Annotated in this window: 16 protein-coding genes; 12 read left to right on the top strand and 4 right to left on the bottom strand. The window is 51.2% G+C overall.

Annotated elements, in window-relative coordinates:
• Positions 1-89 precede the first annotated feature (89 nt).
• Positions 90-1,103, top strand: coding sequence for a two-component system response regulator RssB (gene rssB / locus NWV12_RS12710; protein WP_048980116.1), 1,014 nt, complete (start codon positions 90-92; stop codon positions 1,101-1,103).
• A gap of 200 nt (positions 1,104-1,303) precedes the next feature.
• Entirely contained in the window at positions 1,304-2,212 is a 909-nt protein-coding gene (gene galU / locus NWV12_RS12705) for a UTP--glucose-1-phosphate uridylyltransferase GalU (protein WP_008502780.1), read from the top strand.
• A 201-nt stretch (positions 2,213-2,413) separates the two neighbouring features.
• Here galU and hns read toward each other — a convergent pair whose 3' ends face one another.
• A complete protein-coding gene (gene hns, locus NWV12_RS12700) occupies positions 2,414-2,827 on the bottom strand; it encodes a histone-like nucleoid-structuring protein H-NS (protein ID WP_008502781.1) in 414 nt (137 codons plus the stop codon).
• Positions 2,828-3,376: 549 nt separating this feature from the next.
• Here hns and tdk point away from each other — a divergent pair.
• Positions 3,377-3,991: a thymidine kinase gene (gene tdk, locus NWV12_RS12695; protein WP_033145758.1), complete on the top strand. Its 615-nt coding sequence runs from the start codon at positions 3,377-3,379 to the stop codon at positions 3,989-3,991.
• Between the two features lie 66 nt (positions 3,992-4,057).
• Here the strand turns inward: tdk and adhE are convergent, their stop codons facing one another.
• Positions 4,058-6,736 (bottom strand): bifunctional acetaldehyde-CoA/alcohol dehydrogenase, encoded by a 2,679-nt coding sequence (adhE, locus tag NWV12_RS12690; protein ID WP_023312099.1) that lies wholly within the window; start codon positions 6,734-6,736, stop codon positions 4,058-4,060.
• A 478-nt stretch (positions 6,737-7,214) separates the two neighbouring features.
• Here adhE and NWV12_RS12685 point away from each other — a divergent pair, with 478 nt between their 5' ends.
• The 7 genes from NWV12_RS12685 (at position 7,215) to NWV12_RS12655 (ending at position 15,102) form a co-directional block, all read left to right on the top strand.
• Positions 7,215-7,862 (top strand): YchE family NAAT transporter, encoded by a 648-nt coding sequence (locus NWV12_RS12685; protein WP_048980114.1) that lies wholly within the window; start codon positions 7,215-7,217, stop codon positions 7,860-7,862.
• A 770-nt stretch (positions 7,863-8,632) separates the two neighbouring features.
• A complete protein-coding gene (gene oppA / locus NWV12_RS12680; RefSeq protein ID WP_038417461.1) occupies positions 8,633-10,264 on the top strand; it encodes an oligopeptide ABC transporter substrate-binding protein OppA in 1,632 nt (543 codons plus the stop codon).
• Between the two features lie 84 nt (positions 10,265-10,348).
• A complete protein-coding gene (gene oppB, locus NWV12_RS12675) occupies positions 10,349-11,269 on the top strand; it encodes an oligopeptide ABC transporter permease OppB (RefSeq protein WP_008502786.1) in 921 nt (306 codons plus the stop codon).
• A 14-nt stretch (positions 11,270-11,283) separates the two neighbouring features.
• Positions 11,284-12,192, top strand: a complete 909-nt coding sequence (gene oppC / locus NWV12_RS12670) for an oligopeptide ABC transporter permease OppC (protein WP_023312096.1) — start codon at positions 11,284-11,286, stop codon at positions 12,190-12,192.
• 11 nt (positions 12,193-12,203) lie between these two features.
• On the top strand, positions 12,204-13,217 hold the full coding sequence (locus tag NWV12_RS12665) for an ABC transporter ATP-binding protein (protein WP_023312095.1): 1,014 nt from the start codon (positions 12,204-12,206) through the stop codon (positions 13,215-13,217).
• Positions 13,214-14,218, top strand: coding sequence for a murein tripeptide/oligopeptide ABC transporter ATP-binding protein OppF (oppF, locus tag NWV12_RS12660; RefSeq protein ID WP_023312094.1), 1,005 nt, complete (start codon positions 13,214-13,216; stop codon positions 14,216-14,218). The genes NWV12_RS12665 and oppF overlap by 4 nt, the downstream gene beginning before the upstream one ends.
• A 47-nt stretch (positions 14,219-14,265) precedes the next feature.
• A complete protein-coding gene (locus NWV12_RS12655) occupies positions 14,266-15,102 on the top strand; it encodes an ion transporter (RefSeq protein WP_048980119.1) in 837 nt (278 codons plus the stop codon).
• Between the two features lie 31 nt (positions 15,103-15,133).
• On the opposite strand, the gene NWV12_RS12650 is transcribed toward NWV12_RS12655, so the two are convergent.
• Both NWV12_RS12650 and cls read right to left on the bottom strand, forming a co-directional pair.
• Positions 15,134-15,463: an HI1450 family dsDNA-mimic protein gene (locus NWV12_RS12650; RefSeq protein WP_006810881.1), complete on the bottom strand. Its 330-nt coding sequence runs from the start codon at positions 15,461-15,463 to the stop codon at positions 15,134-15,136.
• Between the two features lie 33 nt (positions 15,464-15,496).
• Entirely contained in the window at positions 15,497-16,957 is a 1,461-nt protein-coding gene (cls, locus tag NWV12_RS12645) for a cardiolipin synthase (protein WP_029741729.1), read from the bottom strand.
• Between the two features lie 144 nt (positions 16,958-17,101).
• Between cls and NWV12_RS12640 the strand changes: the two genes are divergently transcribed.
• Both NWV12_RS12640 and leuE read left to right on the top strand, forming a co-directional pair.
• Positions 17,102-17,275, top strand: coding sequence for a YciY family protein (locus NWV12_RS12640; protein ID WP_086379783.1), 174 nt, complete (start codon positions 17,102-17,104; stop codon positions 17,273-17,275).
• Between the two features lie 109 nt (positions 17,276-17,384).
• Positions 17,385-18,020, top strand: coding sequence for a leucine efflux protein LeuE (gene leuE / locus NWV12_RS12635; protein ID WP_023312092.1), 636 nt, complete (start codon positions 17,385-17,387; stop codon positions 18,018-18,020).
• The last annotated feature ends 27 nt before the right edge of the window (positions 18,021-18,047 follow it).

The following is an 18,047-nucleotide window of genomic DNA, read 5'->3' as shown; positions in this document are numbered from 1 at the left end:
ACCTTTTTTTGACTACTTCAGCAAAATCTGACAGGCGATAGTGCCGATCGCATGCCACTATTTAGTTACTGTCAGCCAGGGGAGGAACCATGACGCAGCCATTGGCCGGAAAACACATTTTGATTGTTGAAGACGAGCCCGTTTTCCGATCGCTACTGGATTCGTGGTTATCCTCGCTGGGAGCAATCACTTCACTGGCTGAAGATGGTATCGACGCCCTGGAAAAAATGATCAGCATTACGCCCGATTTAATGATTTGCGACATTGAGATGCCGCGCATGAATGGGCTGAAGCTGGTTGAACATCTGCGTAACGAAGGCAACCAGACGCCGATTCTGGTGATCTCTGCCACAGAGAATATGGCGGATATCGCCAAAGCATTGCGACTCGGTGTCCAGGATATTCTGCTTAAACCGGTCAAGGATCTGAACCGGCTGCGAGAAACGGTCTTAGCGTGCCTTTATCCGAATATGTTTAATTCCCGGGTAGAGGAAGAGGAGCGTCTTTTCCAGGACTGGGATGCCCTGGTGAGTGATCCTCCTGCTGCGGCGAAACTGTTGCAAGAACTTCAGCCGCCCGTACAGCAAACTATTTCACACTGCCGCGTAAATTATCGCCAGCTGGTGGCGGCTGACCAGCCGGGACTGGTACTGGATATCGCACCATTATCTGATTCCGACCTTGCGTTTTATTCTCTGGATGTCACCCGTGCGGGGGATAATGGCGTATTAGCCGCGTTACTTCTTCGCGCGCTTTTTAATGGTTTGCTGCAGGAACAGTTATCGCATCAGGGACAACGGCTGCCGGAGTTAGGCAGTTTGCTCAAACAGGTAAACCAGCTTTTTCGCCAGGCTAATTTGCCTGGACAGTTCCCGCTGCTGGTCGGCTATTACCACAGCGGTTTAAAGAATCTGATCCTCGTTTCAGCAGGTCTCAACGCTTCACTGAATACCGGTGAACATCATATTCAGGTGAGTAACGGTGTTCCGCTTGGGACATTGGGTACGGCGTATCTGAATCAAATTAGCCACCGCTGTTCCTCCTGGCAGTGCCAAATTTGGGGCACCGGGGGACGGCTACGCTTAATGTTGTCCACGGAATAAGCAATTGGATCTTAATTTTAAGATTGCTTTACCTGTGTTTTACGGGGAGTGCTACTATCGCTGCCCAGATTCATGCGTATTTGTCCTAATTGATCGGCAACGCGTTCTTTTCAGACCCGGACTGCGGGGCGAGGCTGATATACTCAACGCGTTATTTATTGCATAAAAGTTCAAAACTTGAACAGCTCAGGAGAATTTGAATGGCTGCCCTAAATTCGAAAGTCAGAAAGGCCGTCATCCCGGTAGCGGGATTGGGGACCAGGATGTTACCAGCAACTAAGGCAATTCCTAAAGAGATGCTGCCTCTGGTTGATAAGCCATTAATCCAGTATGTCGTTAATGAATGTATCGCAGCCGGCATCACTGAAATTGTGCTGGTTACGCATTCATCAAAAAACTCTATCGAAAACCATTTCGATACAAGCTTTGAACTTGAAGCCATGCTGGAAAAACGTGTTAAGCGTCAGCTGTTAGAAGAAGTTCAGTCTATTTGCCCGCCACACGTTACCATTATGCAGGTTCGTCAGGGCCTGGCTAAAGGTTTGGGCCACGCTGTGATGTGTGCACATCCTGTTGTAGGTGATGAGCCTGTAGCGGTAATTCTGCCTGACGTAATTCTGGACGAATACGAATCCGATCTTTCTCAGGATAACCTGGCAGAGATGATCAAACGTTTCGACGAAACCGGTAGCAGCCAGATTATGGTTGAGCCTGTTGAAGACGTGACGGCATACGGCGTGGTTGACTGCAAAGGCGTTAACCTTGAGCCGGGCGAAAGCGTGCCAATGGTTGGCGTGGTAGAGAAGCCTAAAGCCGACGTAGCGCCTTCAAACCTGGCTGTTGTAGGTCGCTATGTTCTGAGCGCTGAAATCTGGCCTCTGCTGGCGAAAACGCCTCCAGGAGCGGGTGATGAGATTCAGCTGACGGATGCCATTGATATGCTGATCGAGAAAGAGACCGTTGAGGCTTACCATATGAAAGGTAAGAGCCATGACTGTGGTAATAAGCTTGGTTATATGCAGGCGTTCGTTGAATATGGTATTCGCCACAATACTCTTGGTGAAGAATTTAAAACCTGGCTCAAAGAGAGCGTAGGTATTAAGAAATAAGCCACGGTTAGATATGTCCGAAACCGGTGAGGCGCTGCCCACCGGTTTTTTTATGCCCTAAACACTTCCAAAACCTGTCTCAAAGTACAGTTATTAAAATTGCCAAATAATGCTTTATGACAGAGTGTAAGGGGATGTTTGCGACAAATTTAGGTTAAAAAAAATCCCGCATTACGCGGGATTTTTCTGAATACGGCTGGATTAATCCTTGATCAGGAAGTCGTCCAGCTGTTTACCTTGTTCGTCCATGGCTTTCTTGATAACAGCAGGAGTGCGGCCCTGGCCAGTCCAGGTTTTAGTTTCGCCGTTCTCATCAACGTAGCTATATTTAGCAGGACGAGCAGCACGCTTGGCTTTAGTACCGGTTTTAGCTGCAGCCATGCTGTTCAGCAATTCATTTGGATCGATACCATCAGCAATCAGCATTTCACGATATTGCTGCAGTTTACGAGTACGTTCTTCGATTTCAGCGGCAGCTGCGCTTTCTTCTTCACGACGTTCATTAACTACAACTTCTAATTTTTCCAGCATTTCTTCAAGCGTTTCGAGGGTGCATTCTCTTGCCTGCGCACGAAGAGTACGGATGTTGTTCAGAATTTTAAGTGCTTCGCTCATTGTAGTAATCTCAAACTTATAATGGGGGGTGGTTTGTTGACCTAATAATAGAGCCATAAATTCAGTTGTGCAATAGCCAGGAATGTAAGGAATTCAAAAAATACTAAATAATGCCGCTATTATTAATTACGCTAACTTAAATTTCATCACCCAACAGTCTCGTTTGTTATCAGCTAACCCGGCTGGACCCGGTCGATTGCCTCTTTTTTTTGTGACATTTACCGCAGGAATTATAGTTGCGGCGGAGAAATATCAGCCTTTTGTATTAGTTCCCCACCGTGATGTTAAGACTGAAATAGTTAATAAATAGTGAATTTTAATGAACGGCGATTCCACTATAAAATGCAGTGTTATGTTTGGCTAAACATATAACATATTGGCCAGGCTGAAGGAGTTTACTTCATGTTTTAGCGGGTTATTTTCATGAAAAGAAGGTTGTGAACTCCGCGCTGAAACGCTTCCTCTGTGTGCTACATCGCTGATGACCAGACAAATTATGGTACAATGAATCATCGGGAATATTACACATTGATTAGGGTTTTACGGCCAATGGCACAACTTTATTTCTACTATTCGGCAATGAATGCTGGGAAATCCACCGCGTTGCTGCAATCCTCGTACAATTACCAGGAGCGCGGGATGCGTACCGTTGTTTATACGGCTGAAATTGACGATCGCTTTGGCGCAGGGAAGGTGAGCTCCAGAATAGGGCTCTCGTCGCCTGCCAGACTGTTTAACCCTAAAACCGATCTATATGAGGACATTCGTACAGAACATGCTTTGCAGCCCATTCACTGTGTTCTGGTAGATGAGAGCCAGTTTCTGACGCGTGAACAGGTTCATGCCCTTTCAGAGGTGGTCGATGAGCTCGATATTCCCGTGCTGTGTTACGGCCTGCGTACGGATTTCCGCGGTGAGCTCTTTGCCGGTAGCCAGTATTTGCTTGCCTGGTCGGATAAGCTTGTCGAATTGAAAACAATCTGCTTCTGCGGTCGAAAAGCCAGCATGGTGCTTCGTCTTGACCAGGCCGGGAAACCTTATGCAGATGGCGAGCAGGTGGTTATAGGCGGTAATGAACGCTATGTTTCAGTCTGTCGTAAGCATTATAAAGAAGCGTTGTCTGTAGGCTCGCTGACGGCGATTCAACACGACAACAGGAAATAACGCCAGCCTTGTTATACAGACATAAAAAAACCCGCCATAAAGGCGGGTTTTTTCTTCTGCTTTCAATTAAGCGCTTTTCTTCGCTTTCTTGTCAGCTTTGATGACAGGAACTTCTGTTTTCACAGCGGCAACGTCACCTTCTTTGAACTCACGACCGTAGAAGGTATCCAGCAGAATCTGTTTCAGCTCGGAGATCAGTGGGTAGCGCGGGTTGGCACCGGTACACTGGTCATCGAATGCATCTTCAGACAGCTTATCTACGTGAGCGAGGAAGTCAGCTTCCTGAACGCCTGCTTCACGGATAGATTTTGGAATACCCAGCTCAGCTTTCAGGCTTTCCAGCCATGCCAGCAGTTTCTCAATCTTCGCAGCAGTGCGGTCACCCGGTGCGCTCAGACCAAGGTGGTCTGCGATTTCAGCGTAACGACGGCGCGCTTGCGGACGGTCGTACTGGCTGAAAGCAGTCTGCTTGGTTGGGTTGTCGTTAGCGTTATAACGGATAACGTTGCTGATCAACAGGGCGTTCGCCAGACCGTGAGGAATGTGGAACTGAGAACCCAGCTTGTGCGCCATAGAGTGGCAAACACCCAGGAAGGCGTTCGCAAACGCGATACCGGCGATGGTTGCTGCACTGTGAACGCGTTCACGTGCTACTGGGTTTTTAGACCCTTCGTTGTAGGACGCTGGCAGGTTTTCCTTCAGCAGTTTCAGCGCCTGCAGAGCCTGACCGTCAGAGAACTCAGATGCCAGCACAGAAACGTAAGCTTCCAGGGCGTGAGTTACCGCATCCAGACCACCGAACGCACAGAGTGATTTCGGCATCTCCATGACCAGGTTCGCATCAACGATAGCCATGTCTGGGGTCAGTGCATAGTCAGCCAGTGGGTATTTCTGACCTGTTGCATCGTCCGTTACTACTGCGAATGGTGTCACTTCTGAACCGGTACCGGAAGTGGTGGTTACTGCGATCATTTTCGCTTTTACGCCCATTTTCGGGAACTTGTAGATACGTTTACGGATGTCCATAAAGCGCAGCGCCAGTTCTTCGAAGTGGGTTTCAGGATGCTCGTACATGACCCACATGATTTTCGCGGCGTCCATTGGGGAACCGCCACCCAGTGCGATAATCACATCTGGTTTGAAGGAGTTAGCCAGCTCAGCACCTTTACGCACCACGCTCAGGGTAGGGTCAGCTTCAACTTCAAAGAACACTTCAGTTTCAACGCCAGCCGCTTTCAGTACAGAGGTGATCTGGTCAGCGTAGCCGTTGTTGAACAGGAAACGGTCAGTCACGATGAGCGCACGTTTGTGGCCATCAGTAATCACTTCATCCAGCGCGATTGGCAGAGAGCCACGGCGGAAGTAGATAGATTTCGGAAGTTTGTGCCACAACATGTTTTCAGCTCGCTTAGCAACGGTTTTCTTGTTGATCAGGTGTTTTGGACCAACGTTTTCAGAGATGGAGTTACCACCCCAGGAACCACAACCCAGAGTCAGGGAAGGTGCGAGTTTAAAGTTGTACAGGTCACCGATACCACCCTGAGAAGCAGGGGTGTTAATCAGGATACGTGCAGTTTTCATCATCTGACCGAAGTGAGCAACGCGTTCTGGCTGGTTGTCCTGGTCGGTGTACAGACAAGACGTGTGACCGATACCGCCCATGGCAACCAGTTTCTCGGCTTTCTCTACCGCATCTTCGAAATCTTTCGCACGGTACATGGCAAGCGTTGGAGACAGTTTTTCATGTGCGAACGGCTCGCTTTCGTCGACAACTTTCACTTCACCGATCAGGATTTTGGTTGTTGCCGGAACGGTAAAGCCTGCGAGTTCAGCAATTTTGTAAGCCGGCTGACCCACGATAGCAGCGTTCAACGCGCCATTTTTCAGAATAATGTCCTGAACTGCTTTCAGCTCTTTGCCCTGCAGCAGGTAGCCGCCGTGGCTGGCGAAACGTTCACGAACAGCGTCGTACACGGAATCGACAACAACAACAGACTGTTCAGATGCACAGATCACGCCGTTATCGAAGGTTTTAGACATCAGTACAGACGCAACGGCACGTTTGATGTCAGCAGTTTCGTCGATAACAACAGGGGTGTTACCGGCGCCCACACCGATCGCTGGTTTACCGGAGCTGTATGCGGCTTTAACCATGCCAGGACCACCGGTCGCCAGGATCAGGTTAATGTCCGGGTGATGCATCAGCGCATTGGAGAGCTCAACAGAAGGTTGGTCGATCCAGCCGATCAGATCTTTTGGTGCGCCAGCAGCGATCGCCGCCTGCAGGACGATATCCGCAGCTTTGTTGGTCGCGTCTTTCGCACGTGGGTGTGGAGAGAAGATGATTGCGTTACGGGTCTTCAGGCTAATCAGTGATTTGAAGATAGCCGTAGACGTTGGGTTAGTTGTCGGAACAATACCGCAGATGATGCCGATAGGTTCAGCGATGGTGATGGTACCGAAGGTGTCGTCTTCGGACAGCACGCCACAGGTTTTCTCATCTTTATAGGCGTTGTAGATATACTCGGAAGCAAAGTGGTTTTTGATCACTTTATCTTCCACGATACCCATGCCGGATTCGGCAACGGCCATTTTAGCGAGAGGGATTCGAGCATCTGCAGCAGCCAGTGCGGCCGCGCGGAAGATTTTATCAACCTGTTCTTGGGTGAAATTGGCATATTCACGCTGGGCTTTTTTAACGCGCTCGACGAGGGCGTTCAGTTCAGCGATATTAGTAACAGCCATAATGCTCTCCTGATAATGTTTAAACTCTTTTAGTAAACCAGCGCTCGATACGTCACACAGTATAGACAGAGCCGATACGACTTGCGTAACACAAAGTAAAACAAAGAGTTACTTTCTGCGTCAGCACACTAATTTACTAAAAGAGCCTTACCTTAGCATCATCCCTTTTTGTCAGGCGATCTCCCTGGGGGCGTAACCAAGATTACTCACTTCTGAGTACGGAAATCATGATCTGCGTCAATTTTCCCCCAAGCTGATACCTTTCAGCAGGGTTATTTCGTTGAGATTTTTCAAGTGTTAAATAATTACGTAAGTAATGGAAGCGGCGCTGCCATTGATTATACATATATTTAACATCCTGAAATGATAACGTTTTGCCGCAGATTTCGAGTGAAGTATGCTAATAAAAAGGGTATCTTCAGCGCGATTTCTCATGACAAAGTGTCAGTCCCGGGCATGTGTATAAGCGGAGCAAAACGTGATCCAAACGCTCTTTGATTTTCCAACGTATTTTAAATTTTTTATTGGTTTGTTTGCCCTGGTCAACCCGGTGGGGATCATTCCTGTCTTCATTAGTATGACGAGTTATCAGACGGCGGTGGCCAGGAATAAGACCAACCTCACCGCTAACCTGTCAGTAGCTATCATATTGCTCACCTCCCTTTTCCTGGGTGACGCCATTCTCCAGCTCTTCGGGATTTCGATTGACTCGTTCCGCATAGCGGGTGGGATCCTGGTCGTGACCATCGCGATGTCCATGATCAGCGGTAAGCTGGGCGAGGATAAACAGAACAAGCAGGAGAAGTCAGAAACAGCTATCCGCGAAAGTATTGGCGTGGTGCCGCTGGCCTTACCGCTCATGGCTGGCCCTGGCGCCATCAGTTCAACCATTGTCTGGGGCACGCGTTACCATAGCCTGATGCACCTGATTGGCTTTTCCGTTGCCATTGCGCTTTTCGCACTCTGCTGTTGGGGAGTATTCCGCATGGCGCCCTGGCTGGTGCGCCTGCTGGGGCAGACGGGCATTAACGTCATAACGCGTATTATGGGGCTGCTGTTGATGGCGTTAGGGATAGAATTCATCGTTACAGGAATTAAAAGCATTTTCCCCGGTTTGCTGCACTGATATTTCGTATGAAAGAACGGAGCCACGGCTCCGTTTTTTTACGTCATTATCAGTAAATCCTATAACTAAAGTTGAAATGCTCACATATCATAATAAATTCTACTAATAATGTTCATTGCTTGTATTTCAATGAGTTATTAATTCCCGCCAAACCCGCCTGCGCAGAAAACCTTCGATCGATCTGTTATTTTACTCACATGATACTCTGGGGCTTGCTGAGAGATAACCGAAATGATATTAGTAAATTCAACATTCCCCTAGATGAATGTGCTAAATAATAACCAGTTGTTAAATTTTTGTACAAAATCACTCGATGATAGCGCAGCGACGCGCGTGTAGAGAAAATTTTCTCTATCTTATTGAATATCATAATTTTTAAGTGGTATTCGATGTCCGGCAGGGCTGCCCTCAACGATGCGGTACTCACCGTAAAAGAGAATTGCTTAACAAATTTGCAAAATGTATTGGCGCGCGTTTACGCCATTTGATACTTTCCGGCCTAATATTTTGCAGCATAAAACAAGCAGATGAGAATTATTTTCATATAGTTCTCTTCTCAGATATCCAGTGCAGGTCTCAAACAGGGGAGGCCTGTAAAGAATCGACGCAAGACGGCCATACGAGCGGTCAGTAATAAAAAAGTCGGTGATAGCAAGCAGTAAAAGAAGAACCTGACAGCAGCAAAAAAAACTCCTGCGCTGTACAGGCCCCAAAAGGGGATTACACAGCTGGCGAAGGCCAGTCATTATAATGAGTGGAGTACCAACACAATGTCCATCATCACAAAAAAAAATCTGGTAGCGGCGGGGATTTTAACTGCGCTAATCGCGGGCAACGCTGCAATGGCTGCGGACGTTCCTGCAGGTGTTCAACTGGCGGAGAAACAGACGCTGGTGCGTAACAACGGTGCGGAAGTTCAGTCTCTTGACCCGCACAAAATTGAAGGTGTTCCTGAGTCTAACGTTAACCGCGACCTGTTCGAAGGCCTGCTGGTGACAGACGTAGACGGCCACCCGGCGCCGGGTGTTGCAGAAAAATGGGAAAACAAAGATTTCAAAGTCTGGACCTTCCATCTGCGTAAAGATGCGAAATGGTCCGACGGTACACCGGTCACGGCCGAAGATTTCGTTTATAGCTGGCAGCGTCTGGCGAATCCAACCACCGCCTCTCCGTATGCGAGCTACCTGCAATATGGCCACATCGCCAATATTGATGACATCATCGCGGGCAAAAAACCTGTTACCGACCTGGGCGTAAAAGCGATCGATGCCAATACCTTTGAAGTGACGTTGAGCGAACCTGTTCCGTACTTCTATAAGCTGCTGGTTCACCCGTCCGTCTCCCCGGTACCAAAATCCGCCGTGGAAAAATTTGGTGAGAAATGGACGCAGCCTGCCAATATCGTGACCAACGGTGCCTATAAGCTGAAAGACTGGGTGGTCAACGAACGTATGGTGCTTGACCGTAACCCGCAGTATTGGGATAACGCGAAAACCGTTATTGACCAGGTGACCTACCTGCCAATTTCGTCCGAAGTGACTGACGTTAACCGCTATCGCAGCGGTGAAATCGACATGACCTATAACAACATGCCGATTGAACTGTTCCAGAAACTGAAAAAAGAGATCCCTAAAGAAGTTCACGTCGATCCGTACCTGTGCACCTATTACTATGAAATCAACAACCAGAAAGCACCGTTTACCGACGTACGTGTTCGTACCGCGCTGAAGCTGGCACTGGATCGCGATATCATCGTGAACAAAGTGAAAAACCAGGGCGATCTGCCGGCGTACAGCTATACCCCTCCATACACCGATGGCGCAAAACTGACCGAGCCAGAGTGGTTCAAACAGACTCAGGAACAGCGTAACGCAGAAGCGAAGAAACTGCTGGCCGAAGCGGGCTACACCGCAGATAAGCCGCTGACCTTCAGCCTGCTGTACAACACTTCCGATCTGCACAAAAAACTGGCTATCGCCGTTGCCTCAATCTGGAAAAAGAACCTGGGCGCGAACGTGAAGCTGGAGAACCAGGAGTGGAAAACCTTCCTCGACAGCCGTCATCAGGGCACCTTTGATGTGGCTCGTGCTGGCTGGTGTGCGGACTATAACGAACCGACCTCCTTCCTGAACACCATGCTGAGCGACAGCTCGAACAACACCGCTCACTATAAGAGCCCGGCGTTCGACAAGCTGATTGGCGACACGCTGAAAACCACTGACGAAGCACAGCGTAAAGAGCTGTACTCTCAGGCCGAGCAGCAGCTGGATAAAGATTCCGCGATCGTTCCGGTTTACTACTACGTTAACGCCCGTCTGGTGAAACCGTGGGTAGGTGGGTATACCGGTAAAGACCCGATGGATAATATCTACGTTAAAAACTTGTATATTATCAAGCATTAATGGCAATGAGTGGGGCGGGCGTGCTCGCCCCACGGTGTCTAACCAACGTCACATAATATAGGCACACGCCAGAAGGTACGGGCAATGTTGAAATTTATCCTACGTCGCTGTCTTGAAGCGATTCCAACGCTATTTATTCTCATCACGATTTCCTTCTTCATGATGCGCCTTGCGCCGGGAAGTCCATTTACCGGTGAGCGTACGCTGCCGCCTGAAGTCATGGCGAATATCGAAGCGAAATACCACTTGAACGATCCTATCTCCACCCAGTACTTCAATTACCTGAAGCAGCTGGCCCACGGCGATTTTGGACCGTCATTTAAATATAAAGACTATTCCGTTAACGACCTGGTCGCGTCCAGCTTCCCGGTTTCGGCTAAGTTGGGTGCTGCGGCATTCATTCTGGCCATCGTTTTCGGGGTCACCGCGGGCGTTATCGCCGCGCTCAGACAAAATACCAAATGGGATTATGCCGTAATGGGGGTGGCAATGACCGGGGTAGTGATACCCAGCTTCGTTGTCGCGCCATTACTGGTGATGATATTTGCCATCACGCTGAAGTGGCTGCCTGGCGGCGGCTGGAACGGCGGGGCATTGAAGTTCATGATTTTGCCGATGGTGGCATTATCTCTGGCGTACATCGCCAGCATCGCGCGTATCACCCGTGGTTCAATGATCGAAGTGCTGCACTCGAACTTCATTCGTACCGCGCGCGCTAAAGGGCTGCCGATGCGTCGGATTATCTTCCGCCACGCGCTCAAACCGGCGCTGTTGCCCGTGCTCTCCTACATGGGACCGGCATTCGTCGGGATCATCACCGGCTCTATGGTTATCGAAACAATTTACGGCCTGCCTGGCATTGGTCAGCTGTTCGTTAACGGCGCGCTCAACCGCGACTATTCGCTGGTGCTGAGCCTGACCATTCTCGTCGGTGCGCTGACCATTCTCTTTAACGCTATCGTCGATGTGCTGTATGCCGTCATCGATCCGAAAATTCGTTACTAACGCTGGAGCACGCCATGATGTTGAGTAAGAAAAACAGCGAGGCGCTGGAAAACTTCAGTGAAAAACTGGAAGTAGAAGGTCGTAGCCTCTGGCAGGACGCGCGCCGTCGCTTTATGCACAACCGTGCAGCGGTTGCCAGTCTGGTTGTTCTGGTGATCATCGCGCTGTTTGTGACCCTGGCGCCGATGCTGTCGCAATTTACCTATTTCGACACCGACTGGGGCATGATGTCCAGCGCGCCGGATATGGAATCAGGCCACTATTTTGGCACGGACTCCTCGGGACGCGATCTGCTGGTGCGTGTCGCTATCGGTGGCCGTATCTCGCTGATGGTCGGTATTGCTGCCGCGCTGGTGGCGGTGATCGTGGGTACGCTCTACGGTTCACTTTCCGGCTACCTCGGCGGCAAAATAGACTCGGTAATGATGCGTCTGCTGGAAATCCTGAACTCCTTCCCGTTCATGTTCTTCGTCATCCTGCTGGTGACCTTCTTCGGCCAAAATATCCTGCTGATCTTCGTGGCTATCGGGATGGTTTCCTGGCTGGATATGGCGCGTATTGTTCGCGGCCAGACGCTGAGCCTCAAACGCAAAGAGTTTATCGAAGCCGCGCAGGTAGGCGGCGTATCTACCGGGAATATCGTGGTTCGCCATATCGTTCCTAACGTGCTGGGCGTGGTGGTGGTTTATGCCTCACTACTGGTACCAAGCATGATCCTGTTTGAATCTTTCCTGAGCTTCCTGGGTCTGGGTACACAAGAGCCACTGAGCAGCTGGGGCGCGCTGCTGAGCGATGGCGCAAACTCGATGGAAGTTTCACCGTGGCTGCTGCTTTATCCGGCGGGTTTCCTGGTCGTTACCCTGTTTTGTTTTAACTTTATCGGCGATGGCCTGCGTGATGCCCTCGACCCGAAAGACCGTTAAGGAGCGCCGTCATGACAATTATTGAAACGGCCACTGCGCCACAGGCGCAACAGCAGAATAACCTTCTGCTGGATGTGAAAGATCTCCGCGTGACCTTTAAAACGCCGGACGGGGATGTTACCGCCGTCAACGATCTCAACTTCAACCTGCGCGCGGGTGAAACGCTGGGGATCGTGGGGGAATCCGGTTCCGGAAAATCGCAGACCGCTTTTGCGCTGATGGGCCTGCTGGCTGCTAACGGCGTGATTGGCGGCTCCGCTAAATTCAACGGTCGCGAAATCCTCAACCTGCCGGAACACGAGCTGAACAAGCTGCGCGCTGAGCAGATCTCGATGATTTTCCAGGATCCCATGACCTCGCTGAATCCGTATATGCGCGTAGGCGAGCAGCTGATGGAAGTCCTGATGCTGCACAAAGGCCTGGGCAAAGCGGAGGCCTTTGAAGAGTCGGTCAAAATGCTGGATGCGGTGAAAATGCCGGAAGCGCGCAAGCGTATGCGCATGTTCCCGCACGAGTTTTCTGGCGGTATGCGTCAGCGCGTGATGATTGCGATGGCGCTGCTGTGCCGGCCAAAGCTGCTGATTGCCGATGAACCTACCACCGCGCTGGACGTTACCGTTCAGGCGCAGATCATGACCCTGTTGAACGAGCTGAAGCGTGAGTTCAACACGGCGATTATCATGATCACTCACGACCTGGGCGTAGTGGCGGGCATCTGTGACAAAGTCCTGGTGATGTACGCCGGTCGTACCATGGAATACGGCAAAGCGCGCGATGTCTTCTATCAGCCAGCCCATCCGTACTCGATTGGTCTGTTGAACGCGGTGCCGCGTCTTGATGCGGAAGGGGAATCTCTGCTCACCATTCCGGGCAATCCGCCTAACCTGCTGCGACTGCCGAAAGGCTGTCCGTTCCAGCCGCGCTGCCCGCACGCGATGGAAATCTGCAACAGCGCTCCGCCGCTGGAAGAGTTTGCACCAGGCCGTCTGCGCGCCTGCTTTAAGCCGCAGGAGGAGCTGGTATGAACGCATTAGATGAAAAACGCAACGTGCTGCTCGAAATCGCCGATCTTAAAGTGCATTTCGACATCAAAGACGGCAAACAGTGGTTCTGGCAGCCGCCGAAGACCCTGAAAGCGGTGGACGGCGTCACGCTGCGCCTGTACGAAGGGGAAACCCTGGGCGTTGTGGGAGAGTCCGGCTGCGGTAAATCGACCTTTGCGCGAGCCATCATCGGTCTGGTCAAAGCCACCGACGGAAAAGTGGCCTGGCTGGGTAAAGATCTGCTGGGCATGAAACCCGACGAGTGGCGCGAGGTGCGCAGCGATATCCAGATGATTTTCCAGGATCCGCTGGCATCATTAAACCCGCGCATGACTATCGGTGAGATTATTGCCGAGCCGCTGCGTACCTATCATCCGAAGATGTCTCGTCAGGAAGTGCGCGACCGCGTGAAGGCGATGATGATGAAAGTCGGCCTGTTGCCAAACCTCATCAACCGCTATCCGCATGAGTTCTCCGGCGGTCAGTGCCAGCGTATTGGTATTGCCCGTGCGCTGATCCTCGAACCGAAGCTGATTATCTGCGATGAGCCGGTTTCCGCGCTGGATGTCTCCATTCAGGCGCAGGTGGTTAACCTGCTGCAGAAGCTGCAGCGCGAAATGGGGCTGTCGCTGATCTTCATCGCGCATGACCTGGCCGTGGTGAAACACATTTCTGACCGCGTGCTGGTGATGTATCTGGGGCATGCCGTGGAGCTGGGCACCTATGACGAGGTGTACCACAATCCATTGCACCCTTACACCAGAGCGCTAATGTCCGCGGTGCCGATCCCCGATCCCGATCTGGAAAAGAATAAAACGATCCAGCTTCTGGAAGGGGAATTACCCTCACCGATTAACCCACCGTCAGGCTGCGTCTTCCGCACGCGCTGCCCGATGGCCGGGCCGGAATGTGCTAAAACGCGACCGGTTCTGGAAGGCAGTTTCCGACATGCGGTTTCCTGCCTGAAAGTAGACCCGTTATAATCGCAAGGGCTGACATCATGTCAGCCCTTATTTTTTGCGAGGTAACTGTGTCGCGTTTATTCACGTCAGCCCGTCGGCGGCTATATCATTTTTTATTCGATCCTGAAACGGTTTCCGGGCGACGCTTTGAAGGTCTGTGCGGTTTATTTGCGCTCCTCAGCGTGGTAGTCATCTTTATTGAATCGGGTGCCGGGACGCAATATCACCTGACGTTTGACGAATGGCATATTTTTGTCTGGCTTGAGCTGGCGATTACCCTGGTTTTTACCGCTGAATATCTCCTCCGGGTAATAGCCTGGCCCAATCCGGCCAGATATGTTTTCAGCTTCTGGGGATTTATTGATTTAGCCACCATCCTGCCGCTCTATGTCATGTGGCTGTGGCCGGAGATCAGCCTAAGTTATGTCTTTGCCTGGCGCGCGATGCGCGTGATTCGGGTATTACGTATTCTGAAATTGCTGCGTTTTATGCCGTCATTACGCGTGTTCTGGAGTGCGATCGTCAGCGCCCGGCATCAGCTTATTTTGTTCTACTCGTTTATTGCCATCGTCATGATTGTTTTTGGCGCGCTGATGTATTTAATAGAAGGGCCTAAATATGGTTTTACGACGCTCAATGCGTCGGTTTACTGGGCCATTGTGACCGTCACGACCGTGGGCTACGGTGATATCACGCCCCATACGCCACTGGGTCGCATTGTGGCGTCCGTGCTGATTTTGATTGGCTATTCGGTGATTGCGATCCCGACGGGACTTATTACCACACATATGAGCAGCGCCTTCCAGAACCGCAAGCAGCAGCGCAAGTGTCCTCATTGCCAGCAGGGTGAACATGAACACAGCGCGCGGTTTTGTTACCGCTGCGGCAGTGAATTGCCGGAGTAAATAAAAAAGGCTGCAATCGCAGCCTTTTTTATTATTCGCGCCAGAGGATATGGCACAGCTTGTGGTCTTTCTCGCGACAGAGCAGGACGCGCGCGAAAATATCGTTAATTTCGCCGCCGTCTTCATCGGCCAGCCCAATCACCACTTCGGCAAAGAAGTCTGGATTCAGGTCGAAATCCACATGCTCAGCCCAGTCTTCTGAAGGGTCGAACAATTCAGCGCCGCCACGCTCTTCGAACTGCAGATTGAAGAGGATCACGTCTGCGGGATCGAGATTATCAACCGCCAGTTCGAGAAAAATGTCATAGGCCTGCTCGAGCGTTTCGTCTTCGGTCAGGCGATTGTTCAGATCCATTTCCATGATGACTACCTGTTTAACATCGTTGGGCACGTTTTACAGCAACGGACTAAAGAAGTAAAACAGTCGTTCGGCAATTCTCTGCCACATCGGACGTTTTACCCACAGTCTGGCATCCAGCAGCCGCGAGCGGGAGATATAATCATCCTGCACCGCTGCGAGGTCGCCGCCAAAGCCGGCATCATCAATGACCAGCGTGATTTCAAAGTTAAGCCACAGGCTGCGCATATCCAGGTTGACCGTTCCCACCAGGCTCAGCTCACCGTCGACAAGAACGCTCTTGGTGTGGAGCAATCCGCCTTCAAACTGGTAAATTTTTACCCCTGCGGCCAGCAGTTCGCTAAAGAATGCCCGGCTGGCCCAGCCCACCAGTAGGGAGTCATTTTTGCGTGGCAAAATGATGCTCACATCGACACCGCGCTGCGCGGCGGTACAGATCGCGTGCAGGAGGTCGTCGCTGGGGACAAAGTAGGGCGTCGTCATGATCAGATATTCACGCGCCGAGTAGGTTGCCGTCAGCAGCGCCTGATGGATTAAGTCCTCCGGGAAGCCCGGCCCGGAAGCAATGGTATGAATGGTGTGACCGCTGGCCTCTTCAAACGGCATAATATTGCCGTCCGGCGGTGGCGGCAGGATACGCTTGCCGGTTTCTATTTCCCAGTCGCAGGAATAAACGATGCCCATCGAGGTGGCAATCGGCCCCTCCATTCGCGCCATCAAATCAACCCATTGACCTACGCCCGAGTCCTGTTTGAAGAAGCGCGGGTCAACCATATTCATGCTGCCGGTGTAGGCAATATAGTTATCGATCATGATCATTTTGCGATGCTGACGGAGATCCATCCTGCGCAGAAACACGCGCAGGAGATTTACCTTCAGCGCTTCAACCACTTCGATCCCGGCATTACGCATCATGCCCGCCCACGGGCTACGGAAAAATGCCACGCTACCCGCGGAGTCAAGCATCAGGCGGCAATGAATGCCGCGCCGCGCGGCGGCCATCAGCGACTCAGCGACCTGGTCAGCCATCCCGCCGGGCTGCCAGATATAAAAAACCATCTCGATATTATGACGAGCCAGCTGAATATCGCGGATTAACGCCTGCATGACGTCGTCGGACGAGGTCAGCAGCTGCAGTTGATTGCCCTTAACGCCGCCAATCCCCTGACGGCGCTCACACAGCTTAAACAGTGAGGAGGCGACGCTGCTGTTCTCCTCGGCAAAAATATGTTTGCAGGCTTTAAGGTCGTTCAGCCACTTCGCGGTGGAGGGCCACATAGCGCGGGCCCGCTCGGCGCGGCGTTTACCCAGATGAAGCTCACCGAACGAGAGATAGGCAATAATTCCCACCAGCGGGAGGATATAAATGATCAGAAGCCAGGCCATGGCAGAGGGTACGGCTCTGCGCTTCATCAGGATGCGTAATGTCACACCCGCGATTAACAGCCAGTATCCCAAAATGACCAGCCAACTCACCACGGTGTAGAAGGTTGTCATAGGTAAAAAAATCCTTTTGAAAGCGTATTGTTATGAGTGTACGCATCAGGATTCATCTGGCAAATAAAAACGCCAGGTAAAAGCGCTGGTTTGCTGCCGGGTTGGGTTTATAATGGCGACTCTGTAAGTTAAAGAGTTGTAGACATGAAGCGCAGTAGAACAGAAGTAGGGCGCTGGCGCATGTTGCGACAGGTGAGTCGTCGCAAGGCTCGTTGGCTGGAAGCACAATCCCGCCGCAATATGCGTATTCACGCCATCAGAAAATGTGGATTGACCAGGCACCGCAATGCGTTGCTGTTCGCAGTCCAGGATATCTGAAACCATGAGGGCACCGTAACGGGTGCCCGCTGATTTTATAGCGTCTGATTTTTTAGGAATAGCGTATTTGCAGCGATATTCCTGTTGTGTTTAGCAAAAGGAGGGAGAAGTGTTTGCGGAGTTTGGCGTACTGAATTTCTGGACGTATGTTGTCGGCGCGTTTTTTATCGTGCTGGTGCCAGGGCCGAATACCCTGTTTGTGCTCAAAACCGGGATCGGTCACGGCGTTAAAAAAGGGTATCTTGCCGCCACTGGCGTGTTTATCGGCGATGCGGTGCTGATGTTTCTGGCCTGGGCGGGCGTCGCGGCATTAATCCAGACTACGCCGGTACTGTTTAATATCGTGCGCTATCTCGGGGCTTTCTATCTGCTCTGGCTGGGCGGCAAAATGCTCTGGTCAGTGGTGAACCGTCAGAAAAACGCGCATGAGAGCGGCCCCGAACCGGCCAGTATGATCATGAAACGTTCGCTGGTATTAAGCCTGACCAATCCCAAAGCGATTCTGTTCTACGTATCGTTCTTCGTTCAGTTCATTGACGTGAATGCGCAGAGCACCGGCACTTCTTTCCTGATCCTCGCGACGACGCTGGAGTTGATAAGCTTCATGTATATGAGCTTCCTGATCTTCTCAGGCGCGTTTGTCACGCGTTATCTGAAAACGAAGAAGAAACTGGCAAAGCTGGGGAACGGGCTGATAGGGCTGCTGTTTGTCGGGTTTGCGGCGAGGCTGGCGTCGCTGCATTGATGGTTTGAAAGGCTCCTGAGGGAGCCT

This window comes from Enterobacter sp. Crenshaw, assembly GCF_024734705.1.
GTDB classification, from domain to species: Bacteria; Pseudomonadota; Gammaproteobacteria; order Enterobacterales; family Enterobacteriaceae; genus Enterobacter; species Enterobacter asburiae_B.
The sequence above is the reverse complement of the archived record's forward strand: the minus strand, read 5'-3'. Positions and strand labels throughout refer to the sequence as shown.

Bases quoted from the DNA above. Each gene is read 5' to 3' on its own strand.
- rssB (WP_048980116.1), top strand. From the start codon at position 90: ATGACGCAGCCATTGGCCGGAAAACACATTTTGATTGTTGAAGACGAG.
- galU (WP_008502780.1), top strand. From the start codon at position 1,304: ATGGCTGCCCTAAATTCGAAAGTCAGAAAGGCCGTCATCCCGGTAGCG.
- hns (WP_008502781.1), bottom strand. From the start codon at position 2,827: ATGAGCGAAGCACTTAAAATTCTGAACAACATCCGTACTCTTCGTGCG.
- tdk (WP_033145758.1), top strand. From the start codon at position 3,377: ATGGCACAACTTTATTTCTACTATTCGGCAATGAATGCTGGGAAATCC.
- adhE (WP_023312099.1), bottom strand. From the start codon at position 6,736: ATGGCTGTTACTAATATCGCTGAACTGAACGCCCTCGTCGAGCGCGTT.
- oppA (WP_038417461.1), top strand. From the start codon at position 8,633: ATGTCCATCATCACAAAAAAAAATCTGGTAGCGGCGGGGATTTTAACT.
- oppB (WP_008502786.1), top strand. From the start codon at position 10,349: ATGTTGAAATTTATCCTACGTCGCTGTCTTGAAGCGATTCCAACGCTA.
- oppC (WP_023312096.1), top strand. From the start codon at position 11,284: ATGATGTTGAGTAAGAAAAACAGCGAGGCGCTGGAAAACTTCAGTGAA.
- NWV12_RS12665 (WP_023312095.1), top strand. From the start codon at position 12,204: ATGACAATTATTGAAACGGCCACTGCGCCACAGGCGCAACAGCAGAAT.
- oppF (WP_023312094.1), top strand. From the start codon at position 13,214: ATGAACGCATTAGATGAAAAACGCAACGTGCTGCTCGAAATCGCCGAT.
- NWV12_RS12650 (WP_006810881.1), bottom strand. From the start codon at position 15,463: ATGGAAATGGATCTGAACAATCGCCTGACCGAAGACGAAACGCTCGAG.
- cls (WP_029741729.1), bottom strand. From the start codon at position 16,957: ATGACAACCTTCTACACCGTGGTGAGTTGGCTGGTCATTTTGGGATAC.
- NWV12_RS12640 (WP_086379783.1), top strand. From the start codon at position 17,102: ATGAAGCGCAGTAGAACAGAAGTAGGGCGCTGGCGCATGTTGCGACAG.